This window comes from Endozoicomonas sp. G2_2, from assembly GCF_017744135.1.
GTDB lineage: Bacteria > Pseudomonadota > Gammaproteobacteria > Nevskiales > Salinisphaeraceae > Salinisphaera.
Window position 1 is genome coordinate 1 of the sequence record NZ_JAGHQU010000007.1, and the last position, 26,649, is coordinate 26,649.

Below are 26,649 nucleotides of genomic sequence, written 5' to 3' on the forward strand. Positions count from 1 at the left end.
AGAACAGGGAAAGCAGATTAGCCTCGGGCATGGCGGTGGCCTTTCTTGGTTGCCTGGAATGCGTGGTAGCAATCCAAGCTTAAGCCATGCGGTCACCGCCGCCTTTCACGCTTATCTGCGAAGAACCTTTTTTTGGCCGTAGAACCGGGCGGCGCCCGCGGGCAATGGGATATTGGTCCGGTTGCAATGCAGCGATGGCTGTTGTTCGATGCCAGTTGGAGGGCGGTGCTGTCATCCGTCCGTCACCCCGTTCCCATTCCGGAATCGCGCCGCATGAGCACTGCCTATTTCAGCCATTCGAGTTGCCCGCTTCACGACATGGGTAGCGGCCATCCCGAGTCGCCGGCGCGGCTCGTGGCCGTGGAGAAGGGCATGAGCGTGGTCGGCGTCGACCGGCGGGTGGCCCGGCACGACGCGCCTCAGGCGCCGCTGGACGCGATCAAGCGCGTCCACAACCCGAACTACGTCGATGAACTGGTGATGTTCGCACCCTCGCGTGGCACGGTGCGGATCGACGGCGATACCTCGATGAACCGCCACAGTCTCACCGCCGCGCTGCACGGCGCCGGCGCGGTGATCGCCGCGACCGATGCCGTGATCGCCGGTGAGGCCGCCAATGCGTTCTGTGCCGTGCGCCCGCCGGGGCACCATGCCGAGCACGATCGCGCCATGGGGTTCTGTTTTTTCGACAACGTCGCCGTCGGTGCGGCGCATGCCCTGCGTGCGCACGGGCTCAAGCGCGTCGCGATCCTCGACTTCGACGTGCACCACGGCAACGGAACGGAAGACGTTTTCCGCAACGAGCCCGACGTGCTGTTCTGCTCCAGCTATCAGAACCCGTTGTTTCCCTTCACGCAGGACGTCAGCGTGCCGGGCAAGCTGATCAAGACGCCACTCAAGGCCGGCACGCCCGGCAGTGTTTTTCGCGAAGCCGTCGAGCGTGACTGGCTGCCCGCGCTCGACGCGTTTGAGCCGGATATGATCTTCGTGTCCGCCGGTTTCGACGCGCATCGCTCCGACCCGCTGGCCGATCTCATGTTCGAGGCCGAGGACTACGAATGGGTCAGTCAGCGTATTACGGAAGCCGCCGATCGGCTTTGTGGCGGTCGCGTGGTTTCGACGCTCGAAGGCGGTTACGCCCTCGATGCCCTGGCCGCCAGCGCCGCCGTGCATATTCGCGCGTTGTGCGACGCCGGGGATCGGTGATGGGCCGCGTCGCGTGGGCTGTCGTTATCGCGCTCGCGACGATGATGCCGCTCGATGCGAGTGCGGGCGATGCCGCGGCCGGCACGGGCGTCCGCGCCGACGAGGCCGACGACCAGGCCAGGTCGAGCGCGCGCGACTATCTCGAGTTCAGCAATACCCTGAACTCCGATTGCATGCTCCACCGTGCACGTCTGCGTCGGATCGAGAACACCCACCCCGACAAACCCATTCGTGCGGTGCTCGTCAGCTATACCGGCAACACGCGCAGCCAGGGCGACAGCGAGCTGCTCCTGCGTCCCGATAGCGAGCCGCAGCCGCTGGGCTGCAACGGCACGAGCGGCTTGAAAAGACGCTGGGAGATCAAGTCCGCCGAATTCGCCCGCTGAGCGTCGCGGCAGCCCTACTGATCAGGCGTAGGCGTAGGGCCCACCGGCCTCGAGGGCGCGCTGGTAGGCGGGGCGTTCGTGTATGCGTTGCACGAACGTGGCGATGTTCGGGCACCGGCCCTTCAGGTCGGGCTGGCGGCTGCTTGCAGCCTCCAATGGGAAGCTCATCATGATGTCCGCGGCGCTGAACTCGTCGCCAACGAACCAGCGGTGCTGACGCAGCTCGTTCTCCATGTAATCCAGATGCAGGTTCAGCTGCGGCCGGATGAACTGTTTCTTCACGTTGGCGGAGATCGCCTTGGCGATCGGTTTGATCACGACCGGCGCCTTCTTTTCGACGGTGTCGAACACGAGATGCAGCAGCAGTGGCGGCATGGCCGAGCCTTCGGCGTAGTGCAGCCAGTATTCGTAGTTCAGGCGTGCCTCGCTGTCGGTGGGCGGGGCGAGACGGCCGTTGCCGTGCCGGTCCACGAGATAATCGACGATCAGGCCGGTTTCGGCGACGGTACGCTTGTCGTCGGTGATCACGGGCGACTTGCCGAGCGGGTGAACGTGGCGCAATTCCGCCGGCGCGAGCATCGTCTTGGGGTCACGCTTGTAGTGCTTGATCTCGTAGGGAATCTCAAGCTCTTCGAGCAGCCAGAGTACGCGCTGCGAGCGCGAGTCCTCGAGATGATGAACCGTGATCATCCTGTTCTCCCCAGTACGGACGAAATCGCAAGTCAACATACGCCATTGTGGCGTTCTTGTCAGACGTTAGTCGTATTCGTTGCCGTATGCCAGCGGCTAGCCGCTGGCACGCCGGCCGCCGCTGGGGCCGGGCGTGGTCGGCGGCGTCCAGACGTTGCGAATCGCCTGGCGGCCGGTTTCGGGAAAGTCGCTGGAGAACTTGAGACGCGCCTTGCGGCCACGGCCCTTGCATTCAATCGTGCCGCGCTCGATGCCGTGCAACGCGATCACATCGCGCACCGCGGACAGAAAACGCGCCGGAACGCTGCCGTGGGTGACGACCGCGCCGTCCGCGCTCACGTTTATTCGGTAGACAACTCTGAAGCGATCGAGCATGCAGGCCGGCTTGCGTGCGCGGGATTTGATGTCACAGTTTGCGTATGACTGACACCGCGTACAACAACGCCTCGGTCCGAGTCGACAAGTGGCTCTGGGCGGCACGCTTTTTCAAGACGCGTTCGCTGGCCTCGAAGGCAGTCAAGGGCGGCAAGGTCGAGGTGAACGGTCACCGCGCAAAGGCGAGCACCGGGGTGCATGTCGATGATCGGCTCGAGATCACCAAGGGCGAAACGGCATTCGAGATCGACGTGCGGGATCTGTCGGATAAGCGAGGCCCTGCCTCGGTCGCCGCGCAGCTCTACACGGAAACGCCGGCGAGCCGCGACGCGCGCGAAAGGCAGGCCGAAGAGCGGCGCGCGGCCCGGCTGTCCATGCCGCGGCCGGCGATTCGTCCGGACAAGAAGCAGCGCCGTGCCCTGCGGCGGTTCAAGCAGGGCGAGTGATGTCTAGCGACAGCTCGCCGGCAGGTAGCGGTCGGGCACGCCGCCGCTGCCGGGCGCGGTGCAGTTCCAGCTGATCGCGCCGTCGCCAATGGTGGCCTCCAGGAAGAGCAGCGCGTCGTCTATGGGAAAACCGGCATAGCGGATACGGATCGATGGCGTGGTCGCATTGTTGTTCCACCAGATACGCTTGACGTAGTTGCCCGAGGCCGCGCCGGTATCGGAATCGTCCGGCAGGTTCAGTTCTTTGAGCAGCAACAGCCAGTTGTTGTTCTCCACCACCGGCAGGCGGCCGTGAACGCTGTAGTACTCGGTCACCGCGGTCTTCACGGGGCCTGCCAGCGCGAGGCCCTCGCTGACCTTGGCCTTGGCGATGTAGTTCATGTAGACCGGCACCGCGATCGCCGCAAGAATGCCGACGATCGCGACCGTGATCATGAGCTCGATGAGGGTGAAGCCGGCGTTATTGCGGTTGTAAAAACGGCGAAAACGGGATCGGTTCATGGCCGCCCCTTGTTGTTCTGGCATATGAATTGTCGTTCAGCGTGGCGACTCGCGCATGTTCCCTATAGATCGGCCGCGCGCGCAACTTCTGATCAAGCCGCTACAATTGTTTTCGCCTGCCGTTCGTTTGCTGTAAGTGGCGACGCTGCCGGCGGCCAATTCAATACAAAGGGGAATTCGATGACGGATCGACTCAGGAACGCGCGTCGCATGGGTATTGCCGCAGCCATGGCCGGCACGCTGATCGGCACCACGGCCTGCGGGGTCATTCTCTATCCGGAGCGCAAGGGCCAGGTCGACGGTCGCATCGATCCGGCGGTCGCGGTGCTCGACGGTATCGGTCTGCTGTTCTTCATCGTGCCCGGCGTGATCGCTTTCGCGGTGGATTTCGCGACCGGCGCGATCTACCTGCCCGGCAGCGCGAACAACACCACGCTCGATCTCGACGAGTCGGAAATGGTCAAGCTCCGCAACGGCGAGCTGGATGCCGCAACCATCGAGCGCAAGATCGAGGAGAAGACCGGCGAAAAGGTCTCGCTGGCCGATCCGGCGCTGCGTACCCGCAAGCCCGATGGCCAAGCCTGGCTGCCGCTCAATGCCGTGGTCAACCAGACCCAGTTCGCGGCACTGACCGGCGCCCACCAGCAGGCGGCACGCCAGTAGCCACGCCGCGCCGCGCCTGCTCGTCGTGCTTAAAAAACGTGAGCGGGCACGGTAGCATCCGGGTACATCTTTTCACCGGAAAGTGACCCGACATGTCCGAGCATATCCAGTTCCAGCGCCCCGACGGCAAGACTGCGAGCGGCTTTTACGCCGAGCCGGCGGCCGCAAACGCCCCCGGCATCGTGGTGATCCAGGAGTGGTGGGGCTTGAACGACCAGATCAAGCGCGTCGGCAAGCAGTGGACCGACGCCGGTTATCGCGTGCTCGTGCCCGATCTCTACCACGGCGAGAAAGCGCTGGATGAGAAGGAAGCCGAGCACAAGATGAACGACCTGGATTTCGGCGACGCCGCGACCCAGGACATCCGCGGCGCTCTGCAGTATCTGAAACAGGGTAGCGACAAGGTCGGCGTCATCGGTTTCTGCATGGGCGGCGTGCTCGCCGTACTGTCGGCGATGAATAACGACGAAACCGATGTGGCCGTGTCCTGGTACGGGATTCCGCCCGAGGAAGCCGGCGATCCCGGCACGATTTCCGTACCCCTGCAGTGCCACTTCGCCGAGCAGGACACCTTCTTCCCCATCGATCAGGCAGACGCGTTCGAAGAAAAGCTCAAGGCCGCCAACGTGCCCTACGAAGCTTTTCGCTACGACGCGCCGCACGCCTTCGGCAACGAGGACTGGGATTACTACGACGCCGAGGCGAGCAAGGCCGCCTGGCAGCGCAGCATGGCGTTCTTCGAGAAACATCTGAAGGGCTAGCGCCGGGCCGTTGCGCCGATGATGAGGGCGGCCTTCGGGCCGCCTTTTTCGTTATCAGGGCATGGGTAGGCCGTGATGCATCGCCCAGAGCAGTGCTGCGCCGGCGAGTGCCATGCTTACGGCGCTCGCTGCCACGAGCAGGCCGAGGCGCCGGCCGCCCAGGCAGAAGGCCAGCACGCTTTTGAACAATACGCTGCTCACGGCCGCCACCACGAGTGCCCGAGCCGCCGTCTCGGGTTCGACGCCGCCACTGGCCAGCTGCGCGATCGACAGCGTCACCGCGGTGAGATCACCCATGGCCGCCACGGCCGCGACGACGTAAACGCCGGCGTTGCCGATCATCGCATGCGCGGCATGGGTCGCAATCGTGATGCCGATCAGCAGCACGGCGAAGCGCAGCGTCTCCTTGAGCCGGAACGGCGGGCCGAGCCGACGCGGCGCGCGTTGGCCGGTGGTGTCGATACGCAGACGCAGCACAAGCGCGGCGCCCATGGCCACCGCCATGAGAACGGCCAGCGGCAGCCAGGCCGCGCCGGCCAGCGCCGGGTTGGCTGCGCCCGCCACGACGATCATGCGCACCATGCCCATGGCCAGGGACAGGACGATACCGACGGCCAGCAGGTCGTCGACGCCGCGGGTGCGGCGCGACAGGCGGGCGAAGTTGAGCGTCAGCGCGGTAGACGAGGCGAGGCCGCCGAAGATGCCGGTGGTGAGGATGCCCCGGGTCTGGCCAAGCACGCGTACCGCGAAATGGCCGGCGAAAGAAATGGCGGCCACAAGCACGACCAGCATCCACAGCTTGTAGGGATTGAGCGCGTCCCAGGGCCCCAGCCCGCGATCGGGCATGAGCGGCAGCACGAGCACGGAGATCATCAGCAGCTTGAGCGCGGCGATGAGCTCGTCCCGGTCCAGGCGTTCGATCCAGCGATGCAGTTCCGGCTTCAGGCCGAGCAGGGTCGCGACCACCACCGCTGCGGCGGCCGCGAGCGCGGGCTCGCCGGTGGTGGCGAGCGCCGCCAGCACGAAGGTCGCCATGGCCGCCATTTCGCTGGTGATGCCGTAATCGTCGCTCTCGCGCGACGACACCACATGCGCGGCCAGCAAAATGGATGCGATCGCGATCAGCCCCAGCCCGAGCACGACAGGGCCGACCGTAAGCGCCAGCTGGCCGGTGACGCCGCCGGTCACGCCGATGATGGCGAAGGTGCGCAGCCCGGCCACACGCCGGCCGGCGATGGCTTCTCGCTTCTGCCAGCCGCGCTCGAGGCCGATCAGCAGGCCGATCGCCAGTGCGACCGCGACGTTGCGAAACAGGGCCAGCGTGCTGTCGGGATCCATGCGCTTTCCCCCGGTCGAGTGCTGATTCGATTGTAGGCCCAACGCATGGCGAGCGGGGCTAGGCGCCCCGTGGAAAACCCGGCAGGATGATGCGCTTTATGTCGGAGGTGCCCATGTCCCGGTCTGAAACGGTTGTGCTCGAGCGTGACGACGAACGCGTCCACGTGTGTCTGAACCGGCCCGAAAAGCACAACGGCATGAACTTCGACATGCTGGATAGCGTCAACGAGGCGGCGAAATCGCTGGCCAAGGACAAGGCCCTGCGTTCGGTGGTGATTCGCGGCAACGGCCCGTCCTTCTGTGCCGGGCTGGATTTCGGATCGGTCCTGAAATCGCCGCTGACCGCCGCGCCGCTGATGATGAGCCAGCTGATGCTGCCCTACGCCAATCGCTTTCAGCGCTGGAGCCTGGCCTGGCGCGATCTGGGCGTGCCGGTGGTCGCCGCTATCCACGGCAACTGCTTTGGTGCCGGCATACAGCTCGCGCTCGGCGCGGACGTGCGTGTGGCCACGCCCGACGCCCGCTTGTCGGTCATGGAAGCGAAATGGGGACTCGTGCCGGACATGGGCGGTGCGGCGCTGCTGCGCGAACTCGTGCGTATCGACGTGGCCAAGCAGCTGGTGATGAGCGCGAAGATCATCGACGGGCGCGAGGCCCATGCCCTGGGCCTGGTCACGCATCTGGCCGACGATCCGGTCGCCCGCGCCGAGGAGATCGCCGCCGAGATGAGCGCCTTCTCGCCGGATGCGGTCGCTGCCGGCAAGCTCCTTTTACAGGAAGCCTGGGACGGCAGCGAATCGGAGGCCACGGCCGCCGAACGACGCTGGCAGCGGCGCCTGATCGGGCGCAGCAACCAGCGCATCAGCATCGCGCGTAACGGCAGCGATCCCGACAAGCCGTTCGACAAGCGCCGCATCGGCTCATGAGCTTCATCGCGGAACTCGGTCTGGGGGGCAATCTCGCGCTGTTTGCGCTCATCGCCGCGGTGATCGCGGTGGTGGGCACCCGGCTGACCCATATCGCCGACGATCTGGCCGATCGTACCGGCCTGGGCGAGGCGGTCGCAGGCGCCGTGCTGCTGGGCGCGGCGACGTCGCTGTCCGGCATCGTCGTGTCGGTAACCGCCGCGCTGAAGGGCCAGCCCGAGCTGGCCATGAGCAACGCCCTCGGCGGCATCGCGGTGCAGACCGTATTTCTTGCGATCGCGGACGTCGTCTATCAGCGGGCCAATCTGGAACACGCCGCGGCGTCGACGGCCAATCTCGCGCAGAGCGCACTGCTGATCTGCCTGCTGTCGCTGCTGCTGGTGGTGCCCTACGTGCCCGAGTACACACTGCTGGGCGTGCATCCGGCCACGATCCTGCTGTTTGCCGGTTATGCCTTCGGGCTGCGCGTGGTCAACGATACCCAGCAGCTGCGCATGTGGGCGCCGCGCAAGACCGGCGAAACGCGTGAGGAAACACCGGAAGACGACGCGCTCGCCAAGCCGCTTTTGCCGCTGTGGCTGGGGTTTGTCGTGCTCGCGGCGCTACTCGGGCTGAGCGGGTTCGTGCTCGAGACGGTCGCAAGCCGGCTCGGCGAACAGACCGGCCTGGGCGCGACGGCGGTGGGCGTGGTGCTTACCGCCATCTGCACCTCGCTGCCGGAACTGGTGACCTCGGTGGCCGCGGTGCGACGCGGCGCGCTACAGCTCGCGGTCGGCGGCATCATTGGCGGCAATGCCTTCGACTGCCTGTTCGCGGGCGCGGCCGATCTTGCCTACCGCGGCGGCTCGATCTATCACGCCATTCCCGATCAGACGCTGCTGTGGATGGCGCTGTCGTTGCTCATGACCGGCGTGCTGCTGCTGGGGCTGATCCGGCGAGAAAAGAAAGGGCTTGGCAATATCGGCTTCGAGAGCGCGACGATTGCGGTGCTCTATGCCGCGGGCATCGGCTTGTCCGTCGCCGCGGCGTAGACGCGTTCAGCTTGCCTCGTCGGTGAAGATCGGCAGATGGCCGAGCGACACGATGTCGTGCCAGTTCTCGCGCTCGCCCTCGGTGAGAATGGCGGCTTCCGCGGCCAGCGTGGCGCCCGCCAGATCCATGATCGTGCGCATCGCCTGCAGGGTGGAGCCGGAACTGATCACGTCGTCGACCAGCACGATACGCGCGCCGGTGACCAGATCGCGGTCCTTGGCATCCAGATACAGCGTCTGCGGCTTGCCGGTGGTGATCGACAGCGTCTCGGCGCGCAGCGCGTCGCCCATGTATGGCTTGTAGTTCTTGCGCAGCACGACATAGGGCTTGCCGGTGGCCACCGACAGCGCGTGCACGAGCGGAATGGATTTCGCCTCGGCGGTCACCAGCACGCTGTAGTCGATCGCTTCCAGCTGGGCGCCGAGCGCGCGCCCGGCCACTTCCACCAGCTCGGTATCGCCGAGTACGTTCAGCACCGCGATCCGCGTGCCCGGCGCGACCTCGAACAGCGGCAGCTCGCGGTGCAGGCCGGCGATGTCGATGGCATGGGTGGCGGCACTCGGCGTCATGGGCGGTCTTCCTGAAACGATGTCGATGGCCGGTCGGCTTCTCGTGCGCCACCGGCGCTGGCACAAGCGCAGTATTTTGCACGAGCAGGGCGCCGGGCTCGAATCCGGCGGCGCATGAATAGGGTCTGGCCGGTACGGATGATAGATTTAGGCTCCGCGGTCCCCACGGCCCGTCACGAATTCAAGCCTTCACAAGGAGCATGCATGCAGACCCGAGCCGCCGTACTGCGCGAAATGGCCCCGCCGCGCCCCTACAGCGATTCGCAGCCGTTGCGTATCGAAACCTTCGACCTGGCCGCGCCGCAGGCCGGCGAAGTGCTGGTCAAGGTGCATGCCGCCGGGCTGTGTCATTCCGATCTATCGACGATCGACGGCAACCGGCCGCGCCCCGTGCCCATGGTGCTGGGCCACGAAGCGGCCGGCGAGATCGTCGAGGTTGGCCCGAATGTGCGTGATTTCGCGGTGGGTGATCACGTGGTCTGCTCGTTCGTGCCCAGCTGCGGCCATTGCGACTACTGCGCCGACGGGCGCGCCGCGCTGTGCGCGCCGGGCGCTGCGGCCAACAATGCCGGCACCCTGCTCGATGGCGGCTTTCGTCTGAGCGACAAGGGCGAGGATGTCTATCATCATCTCGGGATCTCCGGCTTTGCCGAACATGCGGTGATCCGCACCGAGTCGCTGGTCAAGATCGACCCGACGCTCGATTACGAGATCGCGGCGGTGTTCGGCTGCGCCGTGCTCACCGGTGTGGGCGCGATGGTGCATACCGCCGGGTTGCGTCTGGGCCAGACCGTGCTCGTGGTCGGGCTCGGCGGCGTGGGTCTGTCGGCCGTGCTGGGCGCGATCGCCGGCGGCGCCGCCCAGGTGATCGCCGCCGATATCGACGACGAAAAGCTCGAGCGCGCCCGCGAGCTCGGCGCGACCGCCACCGTGAACACCAAGGACGACAAGGCGCTCGAAAAGGTCAAGGATCTGACCGGCGGCGGCGTCGACGTGGCCGCCGAGTTCGCCGGCGTACAGCCGGCACTGGAATTCGCCTTCGCCGCGACCGGCAAGGGCGGCAAGACGGTCACGGCCGGCCTGCCGCATCCCGATGTGCGCCTGCCGGTTTCGCCGACCCAGCTGGTGGCCCAGGAGCGCACGCTCATGGGCTCCTATCTTGGCGGTCACGTGCCCAAGCTCGATATTCCCGAATATATCGCGCTCTATCAGGCGGGTCGTCTGCCGGTGGACAAGCTGCTCACCCATCGTCTGTCGCTCGACGATATCAACGTCGGCTTCGAGCGTCTGGCCGCGGGGCAGGCGATCCGGCAGGTCGTGCTGTTCTAGCCGCGCGGCCGATCCGCTGATTTCAGCAAGCGACGGTTAAGCCGCGGTGGCTAGTCTGGATCGATGGTAGGACGAGCCACGCAGTAAAAACGCGCCGTCTTTTCATGGTGCGCCGCAACTTGCGCAACGCGCGTTTCGGCTGCATTGTGCAACGACAAAATACAAGCAGGAGATACTCGATGTTGAAGAAGACGATCATGCTCGTGATGTTCGCCGCGCTGTCGACGATGGCGATCGCGGCCCAGGCCAAGACGGTCGAGATCGAGGCGAAGAACAGCCTGAAGTTCAGTCAGGAATCGATTACCGTGAAGCCGGGCGAGGAAGTCACGATCAAGCTCGTGAACAACTCCAAGCTGCCGGCGTCCGCCATGGCGCATAACTGGATTCTGCTCAAGGCCGACGCGGATGCGCGCAAGCTCGACGAAGCCGCTGCCAGTGCCAAGGCGAACGACTACGTCCCGAGCGACATGAGCGATCAGATCATCGCCCATACCGGTCTCGTGGCCGGCGGTGAGTCCGATACGGTGACTTTCACTGCACCGGAAGCGCCGGGCGACTATGAATACATCTGCACCTTCCCGGGCCACTTCGCGGCCGGGATGAAGGGCACGCTTACGGTCAAGGCCGAATAGGCGGCCTGTCCGGCCGAGGCTGGATGCAAGGCCCCGTCGCATTGCGGCGGGGCTTTTTTGTGTCTTGCGCACGGGTGAATTGACGGCAACCGACTTGATTCATGTCCCGCGGGCTCCACTTCCAGTGGGTACCAACGTGGATCGAACAAGGAGCCATCATGGCTGTCGACAAACTGCTTTCCCCCGTCAATTTCGGCGCTGTCCAGCTGCCGAACCGCGTGATCATGGCGCCGCTCACGCGCTCGCGCACGCCCGACCAGGTGCCGGGCAAGATGCAGCAGGAATACTATTCCCAGCGTGCCGGCGCGGGGCTGATCATTTCCGAGGCCACCAATATCTCGGAAAGCGCGCGTGGCTACGTCTACACGCCGAGCATCTTCACCGATGAACAGGAAGCCGGCTGGAAGGGCGTCGTCGACGCCGTTCACGATGCCGGTGGTCGCATGGCCCTGCAGTTGTGGCATGTCGGCCGCGTGGGCCATGAGATGGTGCATCCGGACGGGCGCAAGCCGGTCGCCCCGAGCGCCATCCGCGGCGAAGGCGCCAAGAGCTTTGTCGAATTCGAGGATGGCTCCAACGGCCTGCAGGACTCCAGCACCCCGCGGGCGCTGGAAACCAAGGAAATCCCCGAGGTCGTCGACGAGTATCGCCAGGCCGCGATCCGGGCCAAGCGCGCCGGCTTCGACCTGGTAGAGGTGCACGCCGCCAATGCCTACCTGCTCCAGCAGTTCATGGCCACCGGCTCCAACAAGCGCACCGACGCCTACGGCGGCTCGATCGAGAATCGCGCGCGGCTGCCGCTCGAAGTCGTCGATGCGGTCGTGGAGGTCATGGGCGCCGACCGCGTGGGCATCCGCATGTCGCCCTTCATCGAGATCTTCGGCCTGAGCGACGACGAGCCCAAGGCCATGGCCTTCTACATGGCCGAGCAGCTCAACAAGCGCGGCCTGGCCTATCTGCATATCAACGAACCGGACTGGGCCGGCGGCGATATCAAGCTCACCGACGAGTTTCGCCAGGCGATGCGCGAACGTTTCGCCGACGGTGCGCTGATCTTCTGCGGCCACTACACCGCCGAAGGCACCGAGGAATTGATCGAGAAGGGCCTGGGTGACGGCGCCGCGTTCGGGCGGCCGTATATCGCCAACCCGGATCTGGTCGAGCGTTTCCGCGTGGGTGCCGAGCTCAACAAGCCGGACGAAGCCACCTACTACGGCGGCGACGAGAAGGGTTATACCGACTATCCCTTCCTCGACGAACAGGGCAAGACCGGCACCGAATAGGCGGTCTTGTCTGCCTGATGAAAAGGCCGGCGGCGGCTTCCGCCGGCCTTTTTCATGCGCGGCGTGTTATGGCGCGCAAGCGCCGGACTAGAGCACCCAGTAGAGCGTGAGCGGTATCACCGCGAGCGCGACCACATGGCCCACGGCCACGATTGCGGCGACCTGTTGCGGCGCGATCTCGAACTGTTCGGCCAGCATGTAGTTGAGCACCGCCGGCGGCAGGGCGCCGAACACGAGCAGCAGGGCCGCCAGCGGCGGCGCGGGCTGGGTGATTAGCACCCAGGGCACGGCCACGATCAGGCCCGTCAGCGGGCACAGCAGCCCGCCCCAGAAACCGGCCGCCCACTGGCCCGGCGCACCGTCGGCCAGACGCACGCCGAGCGCGACCAGCATCAGCGGAATCGAGATCTCGCCGAGCATGCGAATGCCCGGTTCGATCATGGCCGGCGCGTGCCAGTCCATCACCATGCCGAGCACGCCGGCGAAGGTGGCGACCAGCATCGGGTTGGTCGCCAGGCGCTTGATATGGATCGAGTCGCCGAGCAGCCACAGGCCCACGGTGAACTGCAGCAGGTTTTCGGTGACCAGCAGTACCACCGCCAGCGGCAGGGCATCCTCGCCGAAGGCAAGAATCGCCAGCGGCAGGCCGAGGTTGCCGCAGTTGTTGAACATCGCCGGGCCGATGTAGACGGCCGGGTCGCGTTTTGTCAGCCGAACCCAGGCCCAGGCGAGCAGGCCGGAGCCGAGCACGATGACGGTCGCGCCGATCGCCGCCAGAAGGAAATCGTCGCCGCCCTGAGAACGCTCGGTGAGCGCGTGAAAGATCAGCGCCGGCGTGAAGATGGTGATGTTCAGGCGGTTGGCGTCGCGCAGATCGGTCGGGCGCTTGCGCCCGTAGGCATAGGCCAGCGCGATGATGCCGAACACCGGCACCGTGATCTCGAGAATCCGAATCAGCACGTGATGTTCCTGTTCGCCCGCGGGCCGGGCAAAGCGCGACAGTCTATCTGTATTGCGCAGCGATCGCGCCATCCGTTAGCCATCGGCGTGCGTATACTCGGGCGCCTGACTTGCCGAACCGAGGTTTTGCCATGTTCATCGCCATGAACCGTTTCAAGATCAAGCCGGGCTGCGAGGACGAATTCCTTGCCATCTGGCGCGAACGTGACACCCATTTGCAGGACGTGCCGGGCTTCAAGCAGTTCAACCTGCTGCACGGCGCGACCAACGACGAATACACGCTGTTCGCCTCGCATTCGGAATGGGAATCGCGCGCCGCGTTCGAGGCCTGGACCCAGTCGGAGGCGTTTCGCAAGGCGCACGCCAATGCCGGCGCGCGCAAGGATATCTATCTCGGCCCGCCCCAGTTCGAGGGGTTCGAGGTCAAGATCTAGCGATCGGGCACGCGATCGACCTCGAGCGGCGGGCCGCCCGGGCGTCGGCGCAGAAAACGCGCGAAGCGGGGCAGGCCGGTAACGGTCTCGCCGTTGTAGCGGTAGGTGATCCACGAGCCGATCGGTGGCGGGCTGGCGCGCTGTGCGTCGGTGAAACCGCTGCCGATGGCGAATTCGCGTCCATCCGGTGTACGCACATCGAGCGAACCCATCAGGCCTTCAAGCCGACCCTGGCCCGGATTATGGCCGATAACCCGCGCCTCGGCGTCGTCGTAGGGCTTGAGCTTGAGCAGGTCGTCGCTGCGTCCGGCGCGGTATTTCGCGGCCCCGCGATGCAGGATCAGCCCCTCTCCGCCGCGCGCGATCACCTGCGCCATGGCTGTATCCAGTGCGGTCGTGTCGTCGATGCGGAACTGGCCGACGGCCGTCACCCAGGGCTGGTCGATCGCGGCGACGACGTGGCGGATCGCCGGCACGCGCGCATCGAACGGGCCGGGATGATCCGGCAGGTCGAACACGCGATAGCGCACGTCGCGCCAGTCGGCATCGTGCGGCTCATGCGAGCGCACGATGCCGGATACGCGGGCGAACTCGCCGTAACCGGTCCACAGTTCGCCATCCATCGCATGGTCGGGCCAGCCCGCCGTGAACCATGCAGGCGTCTGGATGACCAGACCGCCGCGCGTGATCAGGCGCTGGCCGTCCCAGTAGCCGCGCACGCCATCGTATTTCTCGCTGACCCAGTAATCGGCCAGATCGATGCCGCCCCGGTAGGTTTCGGCCAGGGTCACGGACGGTGCCGGCGCAGCGCGCGCAACCCCTGAAAACGCGAGCGCGAGAATCGCGAGTCGGGCCAGCGCGCGCAGCGCGGGCGTTCGATGCGAAAAGGGTCGGGTCATGAGGCGCTCCACCGTCGACGCGGGGTCGACGCTAGCGCAACCGCGGTGTGCGCATCCAATGAGCGTTTCGGGCGCTAGAGTGGAGCGGCGCTCCTAACGGTTCGAAATCATGCCGCGACGAACGATGCCTCATGCCCGCTTCGGTTACCGCGCGATCACTGATCGCCCGGACTTCGACTGGCCGGAGCGCCGCCGTCTGGCGGTGTACATCGGCCTGAATCTCGAGCATTTCGATTTCGGTGGCGGCCACGGCGCGACGCTCGCCGACGGTCGCCGCGAGCCCGACGTACTCAACTATGCCTGGCGCGAATACGGCAACCGGGTTGGCACATGGCGGATGCTTTCGATGTTCGAATCGCTCGGGCTGCCGGTCGGTCTGATCGTGAACAGCAGCATCGTCGATCACTGCCCGGAACTGGTCGCCGCGTATCGAGCGCGATTGTCCACGGAGCTGATCGCGCACGGGCGCACCAACAGTGAGTCGCAGAACGAATTCGACGAAGCCGGGGAAGCGGTGCTGATCGATGAATCCCGGACGCGTCTGGCCGAGGCCTTCGGTGAAACGCCGCAGGGCTGGCTCGGACCGTGGATCGCACAAAGCCACCTCACCCCCGATCTGCTGGCCGAGTCGGGGTTTGCCTATCATCTGGACTGGTGTCACGACGACCAGCCGACCTGGATGGCGACGCGCGGCGGCGGGCGAATCCTGTCGGTGCCGTATCCGCAGGAGATCAACGACATCCCGGCGATCGCGGCCCACCATATCGACTACCGGGAGTTCGCGGTGCGCATCATCGACCAGTTCGACGAGATGCTCGAACAGTCGCGCGAACAGCCGTTGGTGATGGGCATCGCGCTGCATCCCTATATCACCGGCCAGCCGTTCCGGCTGCGTGTGCTGCGCCAGGCGCTGGCGCATGTCGCCGCGCACCGCGACGCGGTGTGGCTGACCACGCCGGGCGCGATCGCGCGACACTACGCCGCGCGCTTTGCCGCCGATTGAAGCAGTTTTCAGCCGCTCGGCGCGTTGCTCGTGAGGATGGGGCGCAGATGTGTGCTGTCGACCAGCGGATCGTCGGGGTTGACCACGATCTGCGAGCGCGCCAGGACATAGCTCTTGCCGGTGATGGTGTTTTCCACCACATCGTGCGGGCCGCCTCTGGAGACGCGCGTGAACGAGCCGATGAAGCTGGAGCCCCGCAGCGAGACGGTTTCGAGCTTGTCGCCCGGCTGCATGCGGCCTTCATGGTGCATCAGCGCCATGCGCGCGGACGTGCCGGTCCCGGTGGTGCTGCGACAGATCACGCCGGGATGGACATAGGTCGTCGAGCGCGAACGATAGTAATCGCCGGCCACCTGCTCGACCGGGCCCATGAAATGCAGGAACGGCAGCGGCCCGACATCGCCCAGCGAGTAGTGCGAGAAACCGCGTTCCTCGACGATGGCCTCCACGATCGCCTGCGCGCAGTGGGCCAGTCGGGATTCCTCGTCGCGCGTGAGTTCGAAACCGAGTTCGGTGGCGTCCACCAGCGCATAGAAGCCGCCGCTATAGGCCACGCTGTAGTTCACGTCGCCGATCAGCGGAACGTGAATCGTGGCCCGGTAGGTATCGATGTAGCTGGGCAGGCCTTCGCAGGTAATGGCTTCGACCACGCCGTTCTCGACGTTGGCCTCGACCTGGACCAGCCCGGCCGGCGACTCGAGCACGAAATGCTGGCGGCCTTCGCGCTTGGGAATCATGCCGCTTTCGAGCAGCGCGGTCGCCGTGCAGATGGTGTTGGAACCCGAATAGATCGGGTAACCCATCACTTCCATGATGATGTAACCCGCCTGCGCCTGGGGATCTGTCGGCGGTACGATCAGATCCACCGACATCTCGGGAATGCCGTAGGGCTCTTCGAGCAGCAGGGTACGCAGCCCGTCGGCGTCGTCGCGCAGGTATTCCATCTGGCGGCGCACGGTATCGCCCGGCAGAGCGTTGATCCCGCTGACCACGATCCGGCTGACATCGCCGCCGGCGTGGGTATCGATGATCTGAAAGGACAGTTCCTGGCTCATGGAAAATCTCGAATGGCTACGGGGTCAGGCGCGGACCCGACCCCCTGGATAGAGGCGTAGATGCTGCCCGCGCCACACAGGTATCGCACGGTGCCCATGCAAGCGGTGGGCGCGGCGGCAGCAGGCGTTCGGCGATGGTTCGGCGCTACGGGGCGAGCGCGTGCGGTGCACCGTGGGCGTCCCACTGGGCATCGGGCACGATCACGATCTTGCCGAGATAATTGCTCGAGCGATCCATGAAATAACGCTCGGCCTCGTGCAGTTCGGAGAGCTTGAACGCGGCGTGCAGCACCGGCCTGAGATCGCCCGAGCGAATCCAGGCGATCAGCTGTTCGGCTTCTTCGCGGGTGCCGTGCGACACCCCGAAGATCTGGACCTGATAGAGATAGATGCGCGTCCACAGCATTTCGCTGACGTTGCCGCCGCTGGCGCCGGCGATGCTCAGGCGCGGGTAGGTGCGCCGACGCGTCATGTCGAAGATCATCGTGTCGATAAAGCGATGCGTCATGTCGCCGCCGACCAGGTCCATCACGGCATCGAAGGGTTCGTCGTGGGTGGCGTCGCGCACCTTGGCGGTGAAATCGTCCATGTCGGCGCGGTCGAACACCGCTTCCGCGCCGAGTGCGCGCAGGGCATCGGCCTTGTCCGGTGTGCTCAGCGCGTAGGGAATGGCGCCGATCACCCGGCACAGCTGGATCAACGCCGTGCCCACGCCGCCGCTGGCGCCGGTCACCAGCACGCGCTCGCCGGCCTTCACGCCGGCCGCGGTAAGCATGTGATAACCGGTCTGGTAGGAGCACATGCCCATGCTGGCGAGTTCCGCGTCGGACAGGGCGTCGTTGTCCACGGCGTGGAACTGGTCGGCCGGCACCGCCACATATTCGGCATAGCCGCCGTCGGCGCCGTGGCCGTAGTAGTCGGGGGTAAGATTGATGTCGCGGCGTGCGTCGGCGTAGATGTTGAAATCGAGCAGGCCGCGCTCGCCGATACGCGTCGTCGCCACGCCGTCGCCCACGGCCGCCACGCGCCCGACCACGTCGGCGCCCTGGATACGCGGGAAGGTGAGCGTGGGCGAACCGCCGATCGCGAACGAGGTCACGTCGTCTGCATCCTTGGTCGGGTACAGCCCTTCACGCGCCTTGCGGTCGGTGTTGTTCTTGGCCGTGGCCGTCACCTGGACCAGCACCTCACCGGCGGCGGCGCACGGTCTGGGCACATTCGAATCGTAGACCAGCTTGTCGATGCCGCCATGCCCGGTCAGCAGCATGGCCGCCATGGTGTCGGGTAGCGTCTGGGTTGCCATGATGCCGCTCCTGTCGCTGTCACCGTGTGGCCGGCGACAATATCAAAGACCTCGCGCGAAACCGATCACACGCGCCTGGCGCCGGCCAGAGCCATGCCGCAGTCGCGGCTAGCGCGCCTCGGCCACCAGTTCGGTCAATCGTTTCGTGACGGCCTTGCGCCGCTGCAGTGCGGCCTGGGTGCCCAGCGTGGTCGCCATCTGACGATCGCCGGCCGGCACCGCGGACCGCACATGGCGGATCTTGGCGTCGCGATAGACGACGTAGCTCGGGTAGCAGGCGGACTGGGCGCGCATGGCGGCTTGCCGGGCGGGCAGGTTGCGATCGCTCGCATAGGGCATCGCCGCGGCGTAGGCACAGGCCCAGTAGCGCTGGTAATCCGCCTCGGAGGGATCCGTGCGCGGCGCGCCGCCACAGCCTGCGAGTATCAGCAGAGCAACCGCGAGCGTGGCCCAGCGCGCGGCCGAACCCGGCGCGACGGCCGGGCCGACGCTATGGCTGGCCATCGTCGCGTCGGTCGGATGCCGTGTCGCGCGAAGGGCGCGATGCGGCGGGCGCGCGGTCGGTGCGGCCGGCATCTGTTGTCGCGCGCGCGTTGCGGTGCGCCTGAAAGCGGCCCCACACGTCCCGTGCGGTGCGTTTGACGCGTTCCTGGTTTTCCGGTTTGCGCAGCCAGTTCATGGCCATTGCGCCGAGGGCTCGTTTCATGATCGCTCCTGAATGCGGCGACGTGTGCGTCCAGTTCTAGACAATGTGGGCGCTGTGGTCGCCGGTCAACGCTTCAGTTGTCGGCTGCCGCGACATGAAAGCCCTCGCGCGGGCAATGCACGCGCACCGGCGCGCCCTGTGGCCCGTCGCGCTCGATCGTCATCGAGTCGCGCCCGATGCACACCAGACGCCCGGCCACCGGTTCGGTGCCATAGTCCGTGGCGGCCACGGTCACGGCGGTGCCGGGCGCAAGCTTGTGTTCGACGGGCTCGGGCAGTGGCTGCCAGTCGGTGGTTTGTGCGGCGATCGCGTGCGCCTGGGCTGCATCCAGTTCCTCACGGTGGCCGTGGCCCAGCGCGCGTACGCGGTCGGCCCAGGCGAGCAGGTGGCGATAGGGGTCGAGTAGATCGGCGATACCCGCGTTGGCGCGGATGTACCAGACCGGGTGATAGACCGCGAAATCGGCCAGCGTCGGCTGCGCGCCGAGCAGGAAATCGCGCGCGGCCAGCTGGGTGTCGAGCGCGGCCAGAGACGGCGGCAGGACGGCTTCCGAGAACGCGGCATCGGGACGGGCTACATTGCCGCTGGCGAACAGCTCGGCGCGATCGGCCTGGAAACGGGCGAGACCGTCTTCGCCCATTTTCTCGACCAGAAAAGCACGGCCCGCGGGGCGGAACATGGCCGGCACCGCTGCGAGAAACAGCTGGCGATCGGCGAACCGTTCCAGCGCGACCACGCTCGTCGTGTCGGCTGCCGGAATCGCGGGCGGGTTCGGCGCGTGTGTTTCGATCGTGCGTGCGATCAGCCGCGTGTCGCAGTAGATATCGCGCCCGATCTGCATTACCGGCGTCTTGCGATAGCCGCCCGTGAGCGCCACCAGATCCGGCTTGGGCAGGATGCGTGGAATGAGCACCGACTGCCACGACAGCGACTTGTAACCCAGCAGGGCGCGAACCTTTTCCGAGAAAGGCGAGGCTTCGAAGTGATGCAGGATGATCGAGGTCATGCAGGCGGCCGGATGGGATCGGGCGATCAGTCTGCGATGCGTGGCGCGCGCTGGCTACCGCGGCACGCCCGAGCGGCCGGGGCGCGCCGTCGCTTTCAACCCACGGCAGCCGCAGCCTGGGCCTGGCGCCGCGCAGCGATATAGACACAGTAGCCGGCCACCAGCGAGAACAGCAGGCAGACCGTCATCACCGCGCCCCAGCCCAGCCATTCGTAGAGCGAGAGCATCAGGCTCGAGCCCAGCGTGCCGCCGGCGAATACCGCGGCCACGAACAGCGCGCTCACCGTGCCCGACTGCGAGCGGGCGAAATAATCGTTGAGCAGCACGATCTGGGTCGCCTGATGAAAGACCATGCTGCCGCACAGCAGCACCACGCCGATCACCAGCGCCGCGAACGAGCCCTGGATCACCCCGCACAGCCCGATCACGAACAGCACGGCGGCGGTCAGGGTGGCGTTGGGCAGGCCGCGGCTGAAACGGGTGATCGTGGGCGCGCCCAGCGATGTCGCGATGCCCACCGCATAGCCGCCGTAGACGATGGCCAGCATCAGCGTGCCGCCGCGCTCGTAGCCGATCTCGAACGGCAGGCAGGTCAGCACCGTGGTCAGCACCCCGAAGGCCAGCGCCAGGCCGGGGTAGGACAGGGCGACCGGTGTCATCCAGCTTTTCTTCGTGTCGGGCGCGGGCGGCGTGCTTGCCGTCGCGCCGGTGCGTTGCAGCGCGCCGGAAAGCACCGGCGGTTGGCGCAACAGCCAGGCGGACAGCAGCAGCATGGCCGTGATCGCCAGGCTGCCCAGCTGCCAGTGGTCGAAGGCGACCGAGCCCACCGCGATCAGGCGGCCGGCCACGCCGCCGACGATGGTGCCGGCGGTATAGAGCGCGAGATCGCGCGCTCGGTTGTTCGAGCCCTGAATATTCGACGAGCCGGTGATCACCGCCGGGATGAGCAGCGGCAACAGCATCACCTGGGCGCCGCGCAGCAGGAAATACGGCACCGCGGAGAACGCCACGGCCTGCAGGGCGAAGAGGGCGGCCAGCAGCAGCTCGGTGACCAGCACGATGCGCATGGCGCGGCCCACGGTGATGAAGCGCCCGAACAGCACCGGCCCCGACGTGAGCACGATGAAGGCGAACGTCATGGGCATCGCCGCCCAGAGCACGGACACGTCGAACGTGGTCTGAATCCGCGCAGCCAGCGGCTGCGGGAAATAGATACATGCGGCCGCCGCCGCGCCCGCCACACCCAGGCGAATGCCGTCTCGATAGCTGCTCATGATTGCGCTGTACTGATAACCGTCATGGCCCCAGCAGGCCAGAACATGGCAGATACAGCAAATTGGCTGCGCCTTCGCGGTGGCGTGTGCATCGGCTTCATCCGGGCCGACAACGAACGCACGTTCGGTGCTAAGTTGTTCATCGATAAAACAACACGGGTCGCCGGCAACCGGCGGCCCACCGCGAAGGAGACACCATGGCCCATCCCGATTCCGGTTCAGACCGGGTGATCCTCGAACCCGAGCGCCCGATCATCGACCCGCATCACCACCTCTGGGATCGCTCGCGACTCGCGCTCGGCGATGGCCCGTTCGCCGACCACGGCTTCAGCGCAATGCTGCGCGAGCGCCCGCGCTACCTGCTCGACGAGTTACTGGCCGATACCGACAGCGGCCACGATATCCGCGCCACCGTGTTCATCGAGTGCCGGGCCATGTATCGGGCCACCGGCGACAAGGCGTTGCGCTGCGTGGGCGAGACGGAGTTCGTCAACGGCGTGGCCGCGGTGGCGGCCAGCGGCGTCTATGGCGACACGCAGGCCTGTGCCGGGATCGTGGGCCACGCGGATCTGCGCGGCGGCGATGCGGTGGCCGATGTGCTGCAGGCGCATATCCAGGCCGGCGGCGGTCGTTTTCGCGGGATTCGCCAGAGCGCGGCCCATGACGGCGACCCGAACGTGCTCGGGCCGCTGTCCACCCGCGGCGCGCCGGAAGGGCTGCTGGGCGACGCGGACTTTCGCCGTGGCTTCGCCGCGCTCGCGCCGCTCGGCCTGAGTTTCGATGCCTGGCTGCTGGAACCGCAACTGCCGGAACTGCTCGATCTCGCCCGCGCCTTTCCGGATACGACCATCGTGCTCGACCATGTCGGCGGGCCGGTGGGCATCGGCGCCTATGCCGGCCAGCGCGACGCGCGTTTCGACGGCTGGCGCGCTCAGATGCTCGCGCTCGCGCGTTGCGAGAACGTCGTCGTCAAGCTCGGCGGTCTGGCCATGCCGTTCGCCGGGTTCGACTGGTCCTATGACGACCGGCCGGATGGCCACGAACTGCTGGCCGCGGCCTGGGCGCCGTATATCGAAACCTGTATCGAGGCGTTCGGTGTGGCGCGCTGCATGTTCGAAAGCAATTTTCCGGTCGATCATTTCACCTGCGATTACGCCACGCTCTGGAATGCCTTCAAGCATCTGGTGGCCGATTACAGCGAGGCGGAGAAGACCGCGCTGTTCTCGGGCACCGCCGCGCGCGTGTATCGACTGGACGACATCGCCGGCCACCCTGGCGGCTGATGCCGTTGCGGGGCGGAAGATGCATTGCGTGTGCCGCAACAATCCCTATGTAGACTGCCGTACACGGTATCGCCACGCGTGGCGGTCATCCTCTTGCGAAAGGACCAACGATTCATGAGCAACGACAACGAATACACGCCGCCAGCCGTCTGGAAATGGGAGAAGGGCAGCGGCGGCAAGTTCGAAAACATCAACCGCCCCATCGCCGGCCCGACCCACGACAAGGAATTGCCGGTCGGCAAACATCCGTTCCAGCTCTATTCGCTGGGCACGCCGAACGGCGTGAAGGCAACGGTGATGTTCGAGGAACTGCTCGCGGCCGGCCACAGCGGCGCCGAGTACGATGCCTGGCTGATCAACATCGGCGAGGGTGATCAGTTTTCCAGCGGCTATGTCGCGATCAACCCCAACTCCAAGATTCCGGTGATGGTCGACCACAGCGCGCCCGAGCCGCAGCGCGTGTTCGAGTCCGGCTCGATCCTCGTCTATCTGGCCGAGAAGTTCGGCGCGTTCTTGCCGAGCGATATCGCCACCCGTACCGAAACCATGAACTGGCTGTTCTGGCAGATGGGCAGCGCGCCGTATCTGGGCGGCGGCTTCGGGCATTTCTATGCCTATGCGCCGGTGAAGCTCGAATACCCGATCGACCGCTTCGCCATGGAAGTGAAGCGCCAGCTCGACGTGCTCGATCGTCGTCTGGCCGAAACGCGCTATCTGGCGGGTGATGAATACACCATCGCCGATATCGCCACCTGGCCGTGGTACGGCGCACTCGCCAAGGGGCGTCTCTACGACGCCGGCGAATTCCTGCAGGTGCAGGAGTACAAGAACGTGCTGCGCTGGGCCGACGAGATCGAAGCCCGCCCCGCGGTGCAGCGCGGGCGCATGGTCAATCGCCCGTTCGGCGATCCGTCCGAGCAGCTGCGCGAACGCCACGACGCCAGCGATTTCGAGCATCGCACCGAAGACAAGCTGCAGTCCGCGGACTCTTGAGCCCGGTATTACGAGCGCGGCACGCCGGGCCAGAAATGTCTGCACGCCTATTCCTGCGTGCCGGCGGCGATTGTCCGGGCCGCGCATGTCGCTGGTGGTCGAAACGGGGAGAGGTTAACAAGCGCCGGTGGCACATCTGTCGTGGTGAGACGCTCGGCATGTGCACGAGTAGCGCGGCGGCTGGCGCGCCGGCCGGGGCCCGCCGATTGACGGCGGGCAGACCGGTGGTCCGTTATTTCGTGTGACCGACATGCCCAGTATCGATGTCGTGATCGAGCTGTCCGCCGCCCAGTGCCAGGCGCACTATGCCGGCGCCATCGACCACGTGTACGCACGCAGCGTGGATGGCAGGCGCGTGTTGTTGCCGGCGCACGCGCTGCGCAAGGTCGTCATGCGCGACGGCGTGCACGGTATCTATCGACTCGCATATGACGCGGGTGGGCGTTTTCAATCGTTACGGCGTATCGGAGATTCCCCGACGGGCTGAGCGTAGGGCTGGTATCGATCCGGCATCACGGTGGCAACAACGACGTCAGCCGAGCATGTCTCGCGCTACGAGCCGCCGTTATGCGACCCGCCGAGCGGATAATGACGGGTGCGGTCATAAGGAAATGCCGTGATGCCCCAACGCACATCCGCCTGGCCGCGAGCCTGTGCCAGCGCCTGCGGGTCGCGTGGCACACGTTGGCCGATATAAAAATCCGGCAGCGACGGCGTGGCAGTTTCGATACGTTGCAGGTACGCCGCGACATCGGCCGTCGTCAATGCGACGCCCGGTGGACGACAGGTATAGCCGAAATAACCGCGGCCGGGTCGATGCAACGGATCGAGCGACTGGAAATCCCAGCGTTTCAGGAACGCAACGCAGTCACGGCTGCCGGCTTCGCCCGGTCGGTGAAGTTGATAGCGGCGGTAGTGGATGCCGGTCGGCGCGAATCGCGCGGGTCGCGGCTGCTGCCAGGTCAGCGTTGCGCCGCCGCTGTTGAACACCCATTGGCGCGTGAACGCGTTCAGATGCCGGGGATCCAGATCCAGCGCCGTACCGAGGCCGCGCGTTCGATACAGCAGTGCCTCGCTGCGGCCATCGCCGCTACGAGCGCGCGCATATTCCACGTAGGTATACGGGCTTAGATAGGCGATGGGCCGAAACGCGAGCGCATCTTCCGCGCTCGGCAGCCGCAAATGCTGTTGATCGCGCTCGACGAACGCAGTGCCCGCAGCCGACCCGCGTATGAACGCGCAACCGCTGGACGCAAACATAACGACGCATAGCGCCAAGACACGCCAAGGCAGTGATCGATCACGCATTCAAACCTCTTGCGGCGCTGTTGATCCGGCATAAAAAACGGGGCGCGCCGGCTTGATGGCGCACGTCGCGATGCCGCGCTTCAAGACTATCAAGCGCTTAACGCGACAAAAAAAGCCGGTCTTGATCGCAAGGGCGTTGAGCGCAGCGGATACCGGCTTGTGCTGTGATGCCCATTCAAAAGGCATTCGGATCCATCTACGTGCCGCGCGCACGGCCGGATTTGTCAGGCGTGATCGCAGGTCGGCCGATGGGGCGGAGCATCGACGGTCTCGGTCTCGCTTCGGCTGTCGTGCGCTTTATGTCCTGTGCCGATCAGGCAGTCTCTGATAGTTTGACGCCATCCTGTTCAAGACATTGATTATCCATGACAGATCGACGCCAATTCTTGCGTATCGCCGCGCTTGGCGGGCTCGCCGGCGCGACAACGATGCTGGCGCCGCGTGCGTTGGCCGATTCGAACGTCCAGCACGAGATGCGCGCGCCCGAGTCGCTGCCGGGCAATCCGGCGGGCGATGCCGCCGCGGGCTATCGTCCGCCGCAGAAATACGGCGCGGGCGGCACGCAGATCGGCAACATGTTCTTCGAAACTTCGGACGACACCGCCGAGGCCATGCTGCAGGCGCAGTGGGATGCGGGCGTGCGTTATTTCGATACCTCGCCCTGGTACGGCCTGGGCCTGAGCGAACGCCGCCTCGGGCATTTTCTCGACGGCCAGAAGCGCAGCGATTATATGCTGTCGTCCAAGGTCGGGCGCTTGCTCACGCCCGATGCCTCAATGGACAGCCACGGCATCTGGGCGGGCGACCTGAACTTCAATTATCGCTACGACTACACCGCCGCGGGTGTACGCCGCTCGGTGGAGGACAGCCTGCAGCGCCTGGGTGTGCCGAGTCTGGATATGGTCTTCATCCACGATCTGGCGCCCAGCAACAAGGATCTCGACGATTACGGCGCTCAGCTGAAGACGGCGATCGAGGGTGCCATGCCCGAGCTCACCAAGATGCGCGAAGAAGGCCTGATCAAGGGCTGGGGCATGGGCGTGAACGATATCGAGCCCTCACTGGCCGCGCTCGACAACGCCGAGCCCAATGTCATCCTGCAGGCCACGCGCTATACCCTGATGAACCACGAGGACGCGCTCGAACGCCTGTTCCCGAAATGCGAGGCCCAGGGCTGTTCGGTGGTCATCGGCGCGCCCCTGGGTGCCGGTTTTCTGGCCGGCAAGGATCGCTGGCTCTATGGCGACGACACGCCGCAAGGCTACCCGGAGAAGCGCGCGCGTATCAGCGAGATCGCCAGGCAGCACGGCACCGACCTGCGTACCGCTGCCCTGCAGTTCACCGCCGCGCCGAAGATCGTGTCGGCTACGATTCCGGGCGCGCGAGATGCCAAACAGGCCCGCGAGAACGCCGCCTCCATGCGCGCCACGATCGATCCGGCCTTCTGGCAGGCGCTCAAGGACGAAGGCCTGATCGCCGAAGCCGCGCCGACTGCGCTCGATACGAGCGCCTGAATCCGGCCCGGTATCGGTTTCCGAGCGAGCAGGGCGCTGGCCGCAGGTTGCGACCGGACGTATGCCGTTCGGCGGAAATCGCGCCTGCAGCAATACCGGCGGCTGTCCGGTATCGGCAGGCGTAATCAAGTCAGCGCTTGCAACCCGCCGGTAGTGCCAGCGACCGCCATTCGCCGCTGGCGAGCGAGCCCAGCGTCCAGTCGCCGATACGCATTCGAACCAGGCGCAGCGTCGGCAAATCGACCGCCGCGGTCATGCGCCTTACCTGGCGGTTACGCCCTTCGCGGATGGTGATCTCGAGCCACGTGGTCGGCACGTTCTTGCGATAACGCACCGGTGGGTGGCGCGGCCAGAGATCGGGCTCGGTGATGATCTCGACATCCGCCGGCTGGGTAGGGCCGTCCTTGAGCGTGGGGCCCGCGCGCAGGGCGTCGATCTGCTCGGCGCTCGCCTCGCCGTCCACCTGCGCCCAGTAGGTCTTGGGCATCTTGTGCTTCGGGTCGGTGATCCACGACTGCAGGCGGCCGTCGTTGGTCAGCAGCAGCAACCCCTCGCTATCGCGGTCGAGCCGGCCGGCGGGGTAGACGCCCGGCACGTCGATATAGCCGGCCAGCGTCGCGCGCTGGTCCGCATCGGTGAACTGGGTGAGCACGCGAAAGGGCTTGTTGAAGGCGAGCAGCCGCGGCGTCTCGGGTCTCGCCGCGGGCTTGCGGCGGGGTTTCGGGCGCCGTGGCGGGCATTTTTTCGGTGGCCGTCGGCTCATATGAACCGCGC

The 26,649-nt window shown here is 66.0% G+C and carries 33 protein-coding genes; 17 read left to right on the forward strand and 16 right to left on the reverse strand.

The genetic code is table 11. From position 1 onward, the window contains the following. The first annotated feature begins 273 nt into the window (after window positions 1-273). Both J7355_RS09655 and J7355_RS09660 read left to right on the forward strand, forming a co-directional pair. Window positions 274-1,206: a histone deacetylase family protein gene (locus J7355_RS09655; RefSeq protein ID WP_209062087.1), complete on the forward strand. Its 933-nt coding sequence runs from the start codon at window positions 274-276 to the stop codon at window positions 1,204-1,206. After that, a complete protein-coding gene (locus J7355_RS09660) occupies window positions 1,206-1,592 on the forward strand; it encodes a hypothetical protein (protein WP_209062088.1) in 387 nt (128 codons plus the stop codon). Before J7355_RS09655 ends, J7355_RS09660 begins: the two co-directional genes overlap by 1 nt. 21 nt (window positions 1,593-1,613) lie before the next feature. Here J7355_RS09660 and J7355_RS09665 read toward each other — a convergent pair whose 3' ends face one another. Together J7355_RS09665 and J7355_RS09670 are read right to left on the reverse strand one after the other, a co-directional pair. Next, window positions 1,614-2,282, reverse strand: coding sequence for a glutathione S-transferase (locus tag J7355_RS09665; RefSeq protein WP_209062089.1), 669 nt, complete (start codon window positions 2,280-2,282; stop codon window positions 1,614-1,616). Between the two features lie 96 nt (window positions 2,283-2,378). Then, window positions 2,379-2,657 carry a DUF3634 family protein gene (locus J7355_RS09670; RefSeq protein ID WP_247739904.1) on the reverse strand — a complete coding sequence of 93 codons (279 nt, stop codon included), beginning with the start codon at window positions 2,655-2,657 and terminating at the stop codon, window positions 2,379-2,381. Between the two features lie 44 nt (window positions 2,658-2,701). Here J7355_RS09670 and J7355_RS09675 point away from each other — a divergent pair, with 44 nt between their 5' ends. Continuing rightward, window positions 2,702-3,103, forward strand: a complete 402-nt coding sequence (locus tag J7355_RS09675) for a S4 domain-containing protein (protein WP_209062091.1) — start codon at window positions 2,702-2,704, stop codon at window positions 3,101-3,103. Between the two features lie 3 nt (window positions 3,104-3,106). On the opposite strand, the gene J7355_RS09680 is transcribed toward J7355_RS09675, so the two are convergent. After that, window positions 3,107-3,604: a pilin gene (locus J7355_RS09680; protein ID WP_209062092.1), complete on the reverse strand. Its 498-nt coding sequence runs from the start codon at window positions 3,602-3,604 to the stop codon at window positions 3,107-3,109. Window positions 3,605-3,784: 180 nt separating this feature from the next. Between J7355_RS09680 and J7355_RS09685 the strand changes: the two genes are divergently transcribed. Together J7355_RS09685 and J7355_RS09690 are read left to right on the forward strand one after the other, a co-directional pair. After that, entirely contained in the window at window positions 3,785-4,267 is a 483-nt protein-coding gene (locus J7355_RS09685) for a hypothetical protein (RefSeq protein ID WP_209062093.1), read from the forward strand. Between the two features lie 92 nt (window positions 4,268-4,359). Then, window positions 4,360-5,028 (forward strand): alpha/beta fold hydrolase, encoded by a 669-nt coding sequence (locus tag J7355_RS09690; RefSeq protein ID WP_209062095.1) that lies wholly within the window; start codon window positions 4,360-4,362, stop codon window positions 5,026-5,028. Between the two features lie 54 nt (window positions 5,029-5,082). Here J7355_RS09690 and J7355_RS09695 read toward each other — a convergent pair whose 3' ends face one another. Next, window positions 5,083-6,366, reverse strand: coding sequence for a DUF4010 domain-containing protein (locus J7355_RS09695; RefSeq protein ID WP_209062098.1), 1,284 nt, complete (start codon window positions 6,364-6,366; stop codon window positions 5,083-5,085). A 113-nt stretch (window positions 6,367-6,479) separates the two neighbouring features. On the opposite strand from J7355_RS09695, the gene J7355_RS09700 reads away from it, so the two are divergent. Together J7355_RS09700 and J7355_RS09705 are read left to right on the forward strand one after the other, a co-directional pair. After that, window positions 6,480-7,292, forward strand: coding sequence for a crotonase/enoyl-CoA hydratase family protein (locus J7355_RS09700; RefSeq protein WP_209062100.1), 813 nt, complete (start codon window positions 6,480-6,482; stop codon window positions 7,290-7,292). Then, complete coding sequence (locus tag J7355_RS09705) at window positions 7,289-8,323, forward strand: sodium:calcium antiporter (RefSeq protein WP_209062102.1); 1,035 nt, start codon at window positions 7,289-7,291, stop codon at window positions 8,321-8,323. The genes J7355_RS09700 and J7355_RS09705 overlap by 4 nt, the downstream gene beginning before the upstream one ends. Window positions 8,324-8,329: 6 nt before the next feature. Here J7355_RS09705 and J7355_RS09710 read toward each other — a convergent pair whose 3' ends face one another. Then, the gene (locus J7355_RS09710; protein WP_209062104.1) at window positions 8,330-8,893 is read right to left on the reverse strand and encodes a phosphoribosyltransferase family protein; all 564 of its coding nucleotides are present in this window, start codon (window positions 8,891-8,893) and stop codon (window positions 8,330-8,332) included. Window positions 8,894-9,097: 204 nt separating this feature from the next. Between J7355_RS09710 and J7355_RS09715 the strand changes: the two genes are divergently transcribed. From J7355_RS09715 to J7355_RS09725, 3 genes are all read left to right on the forward strand, one after another. Beyond that, the gene (locus tag J7355_RS09715; protein ID WP_209062106.1) at window positions 9,098-10,222 is read left to right on the forward strand and encodes a zinc-dependent alcohol dehydrogenase family protein; all 1,125 of its coding nucleotides are present in this window, start codon (window positions 9,098-9,100) and stop codon (window positions 10,220-10,222) included. 179 nt (window positions 10,223-10,401) lie between these two features. Then, window positions 10,402-10,854: a plastocyanin/azurin family copper-binding protein gene (locus J7355_RS09720; RefSeq protein WP_209062108.1), complete on the forward strand. Its 453-nt coding sequence runs from the start codon at window positions 10,402-10,404 to the stop codon at window positions 10,852-10,854. A 158-nt stretch (window positions 10,855-11,012) separates the two neighbouring features. After that, window positions 11,013-12,137 carry an alkene reductase gene (locus J7355_RS09725; protein ID WP_209062110.1) on the forward strand — a complete coding sequence of 375 codons (1,125 nt, stop codon included), beginning with the start codon at window positions 11,013-11,015 and terminating at the stop codon, window positions 12,135-12,137. Between the two features lie 87 nt (window positions 12,138-12,224). Here J7355_RS09725 and J7355_RS09730 read toward each other — a convergent pair whose 3' ends face one another. Then, entirely contained in the window at window positions 12,225-13,097 is an 873-nt protein-coding gene (locus J7355_RS09730) for an AEC family transporter (RefSeq protein ID WP_209062111.1), read from the reverse strand. 131 nt (window positions 13,098-13,228) lie between these two features. Here J7355_RS09730 and J7355_RS09735 point away from each other — a divergent pair, with 131 nt between their 5' ends. Next, window positions 13,229-13,531, forward strand: a complete 303-nt coding sequence (locus tag J7355_RS09735) for an antibiotic biosynthesis monooxygenase (protein ID WP_209062112.1) — start codon at window positions 13,229-13,231, stop codon at window positions 13,529-13,531. On the opposite strand, the gene J7355_RS09740 is transcribed toward J7355_RS09735, so the two are convergent. After that, the gene (locus tag J7355_RS09740; RefSeq protein ID WP_209062114.1) at window positions 13,528-14,430 is read right to left on the reverse strand and encodes a DNA ligase; all 903 of its coding nucleotides are present in this window, start codon (window positions 14,428-14,430) and stop codon (window positions 13,528-13,530) included. The genes J7355_RS09735 and J7355_RS09740 overlap by 4 nt on opposite strands. A 109-nt stretch (window positions 14,431-14,539) precedes the next feature. On the opposite strand from J7355_RS09740, the gene J7355_RS09745 reads away from it, so the two are divergent. Then, on the forward strand, window positions 14,540-15,433 hold the full coding sequence (locus J7355_RS09745; protein ID WP_209062116.1) for a polysaccharide deacetylase family protein: 894 nt from the start codon (window positions 14,540-14,542) through the stop codon (window positions 15,431-15,433). 8 nt (window positions 15,434-15,441) lie between these two features. On the opposite strand, the gene J7355_RS09750 is transcribed toward J7355_RS09745, so the two are convergent. From J7355_RS09750 to J7355_RS09775, 6 genes are all read right to left on the reverse strand, one after another. Further along, window positions 15,442-16,488, reverse strand: coding sequence for a proline racemase family protein (locus J7355_RS09750; protein ID WP_209062118.1), 1,047 nt, complete (start codon window positions 16,486-16,488; stop codon window positions 15,442-15,444). A gap of 145 nt (window positions 16,489-16,633) precedes the next feature. Beyond that, a complete protein-coding gene (locus tag J7355_RS09755; protein WP_209062121.1) occupies window positions 16,634-17,791 on the reverse strand; it encodes a zinc-binding dehydrogenase in 1,158 nt (385 codons plus the stop codon). A gap of 108 nt (window positions 17,792-17,899) precedes the next feature. Continuing rightward, a complete protein-coding gene (locus tag J7355_RS09760) occupies window positions 17,900-18,295 on the reverse strand; it encodes a hypothetical protein (RefSeq protein WP_209062123.1) in 396 nt (131 codons plus the stop codon). Next, window positions 18,282-18,476, reverse strand: a complete 195-nt coding sequence (locus tag J7355_RS09765) for a hypothetical protein (protein ID WP_209062125.1) — start codon at window positions 18,474-18,476, stop codon at window positions 18,282-18,284. Before J7355_RS09765 ends, J7355_RS09760 begins: the two co-directional genes overlap by 14 nt. 94 nt (window positions 18,477-18,570) lie before the next feature. Beyond that, entirely contained in the window at window positions 18,571-19,503 is a 933-nt protein-coding gene (locus J7355_RS09770) for a glutathione S-transferase family protein (protein WP_209062127.1), read from the reverse strand. 95 nt (window positions 19,504-19,598) lie between these two features. After that, window positions 19,599-20,777 (reverse strand): hypothetical protein, encoded by a 1,179-nt coding sequence (locus J7355_RS09775; protein WP_209062129.1) that lies wholly within the window; start codon window positions 20,775-20,777, stop codon window positions 19,599-19,601. A gap of 45 nt (window positions 20,778-20,822) precedes the next feature. Here J7355_RS09775 and J7355_RS09780 point away from each other — a divergent pair, with 45 nt between their 5' ends. The 4 genes from J7355_RS09780 to J7355_RS09795 all read left to right on the forward strand — a co-directional run bounded on the left by J7355_RS09780 (window position 20,823) and on the right by J7355_RS09795 (window position 23,540). Next, window positions 20,823-21,008 (forward strand): hypothetical protein, encoded by a 186-nt coding sequence (locus tag J7355_RS09780; protein WP_209062131.1) that lies wholly within the window; start codon window positions 20,823-20,825, stop codon window positions 21,006-21,008. Further along, window positions 20,975-22,060, forward strand: a complete 1,086-nt coding sequence (locus tag J7355_RS09785; protein ID WP_209062133.1) for an amidohydrolase family protein — start codon at window positions 20,975-20,977, stop codon at window positions 22,058-22,060. Before J7355_RS09780 ends, J7355_RS09785 begins: the two co-directional genes overlap by 34 nt. Before the next feature lie 114 nt (window positions 22,061-22,174). Continuing rightward, complete coding sequence (gene yghU, locus J7355_RS09790; RefSeq protein ID WP_209062135.1) at window positions 22,175-23,053, forward strand: glutathione-dependent disulfide-bond oxidoreductase; 879 nt, start codon at window positions 22,175-22,177, stop codon at window positions 23,051-23,053. A gap of 250 nt (window positions 23,054-23,303) precedes the next feature. After that, window positions 23,304-23,540: a DUF2835 family protein gene (locus J7355_RS09795; RefSeq protein ID WP_209062137.1), complete on the forward strand. Its 237-nt coding sequence runs from the start codon at window positions 23,304-23,306 to the stop codon at window positions 23,538-23,540. Window positions 23,541-23,605: 65 nt separating this feature from the next. Here the strand turns inward: J7355_RS09795 and J7355_RS09800 are convergent, their stop codons facing one another. Together J7355_RS09800 and J7355_RS09805 are read right to left on the reverse strand one after the other, a co-directional pair. Next, window positions 23,606-24,361: a hypothetical protein gene (locus tag J7355_RS09800; protein WP_209062139.1), complete on the reverse strand. Its 756-nt coding sequence runs from the start codon at window positions 24,359-24,361 to the stop codon at window positions 23,606-23,608. Further along, on the reverse strand, window positions 24,362-24,547 hold the full coding sequence (locus J7355_RS09805) for a hypothetical protein (RefSeq protein WP_209062141.1): 186 nt from the start codon (window positions 24,545-24,547) through the stop codon (window positions 24,362-24,364). 179 nt (window positions 24,548-24,726) lie between these two features. Between J7355_RS09805 and J7355_RS09810 the strand changes: the two genes are divergently transcribed. Beyond that, a complete protein-coding gene (locus tag J7355_RS09810) occupies window positions 24,727-25,875 on the forward strand; it encodes an aldo/keto reductase (RefSeq protein ID WP_209062144.1) in 1,149 nt (382 codons plus the stop codon). A gap of 130 nt (window positions 25,876-26,005) precedes the next feature. On the opposite strand, the gene J7355_RS09815 is transcribed toward J7355_RS09810, so the two are convergent. Beyond that, the gene (locus J7355_RS09815) at window positions 26,006-26,638 is read right to left on the reverse strand and encodes a pseudouridine synthase (RefSeq protein ID WP_209062145.1); all 633 of its coding nucleotides are present in this window, start codon (window positions 26,636-26,638) and stop codon (window positions 26,006-26,008) included. Between the last annotated feature and the right edge of the window lie 11 nt (window positions 26,639-26,649).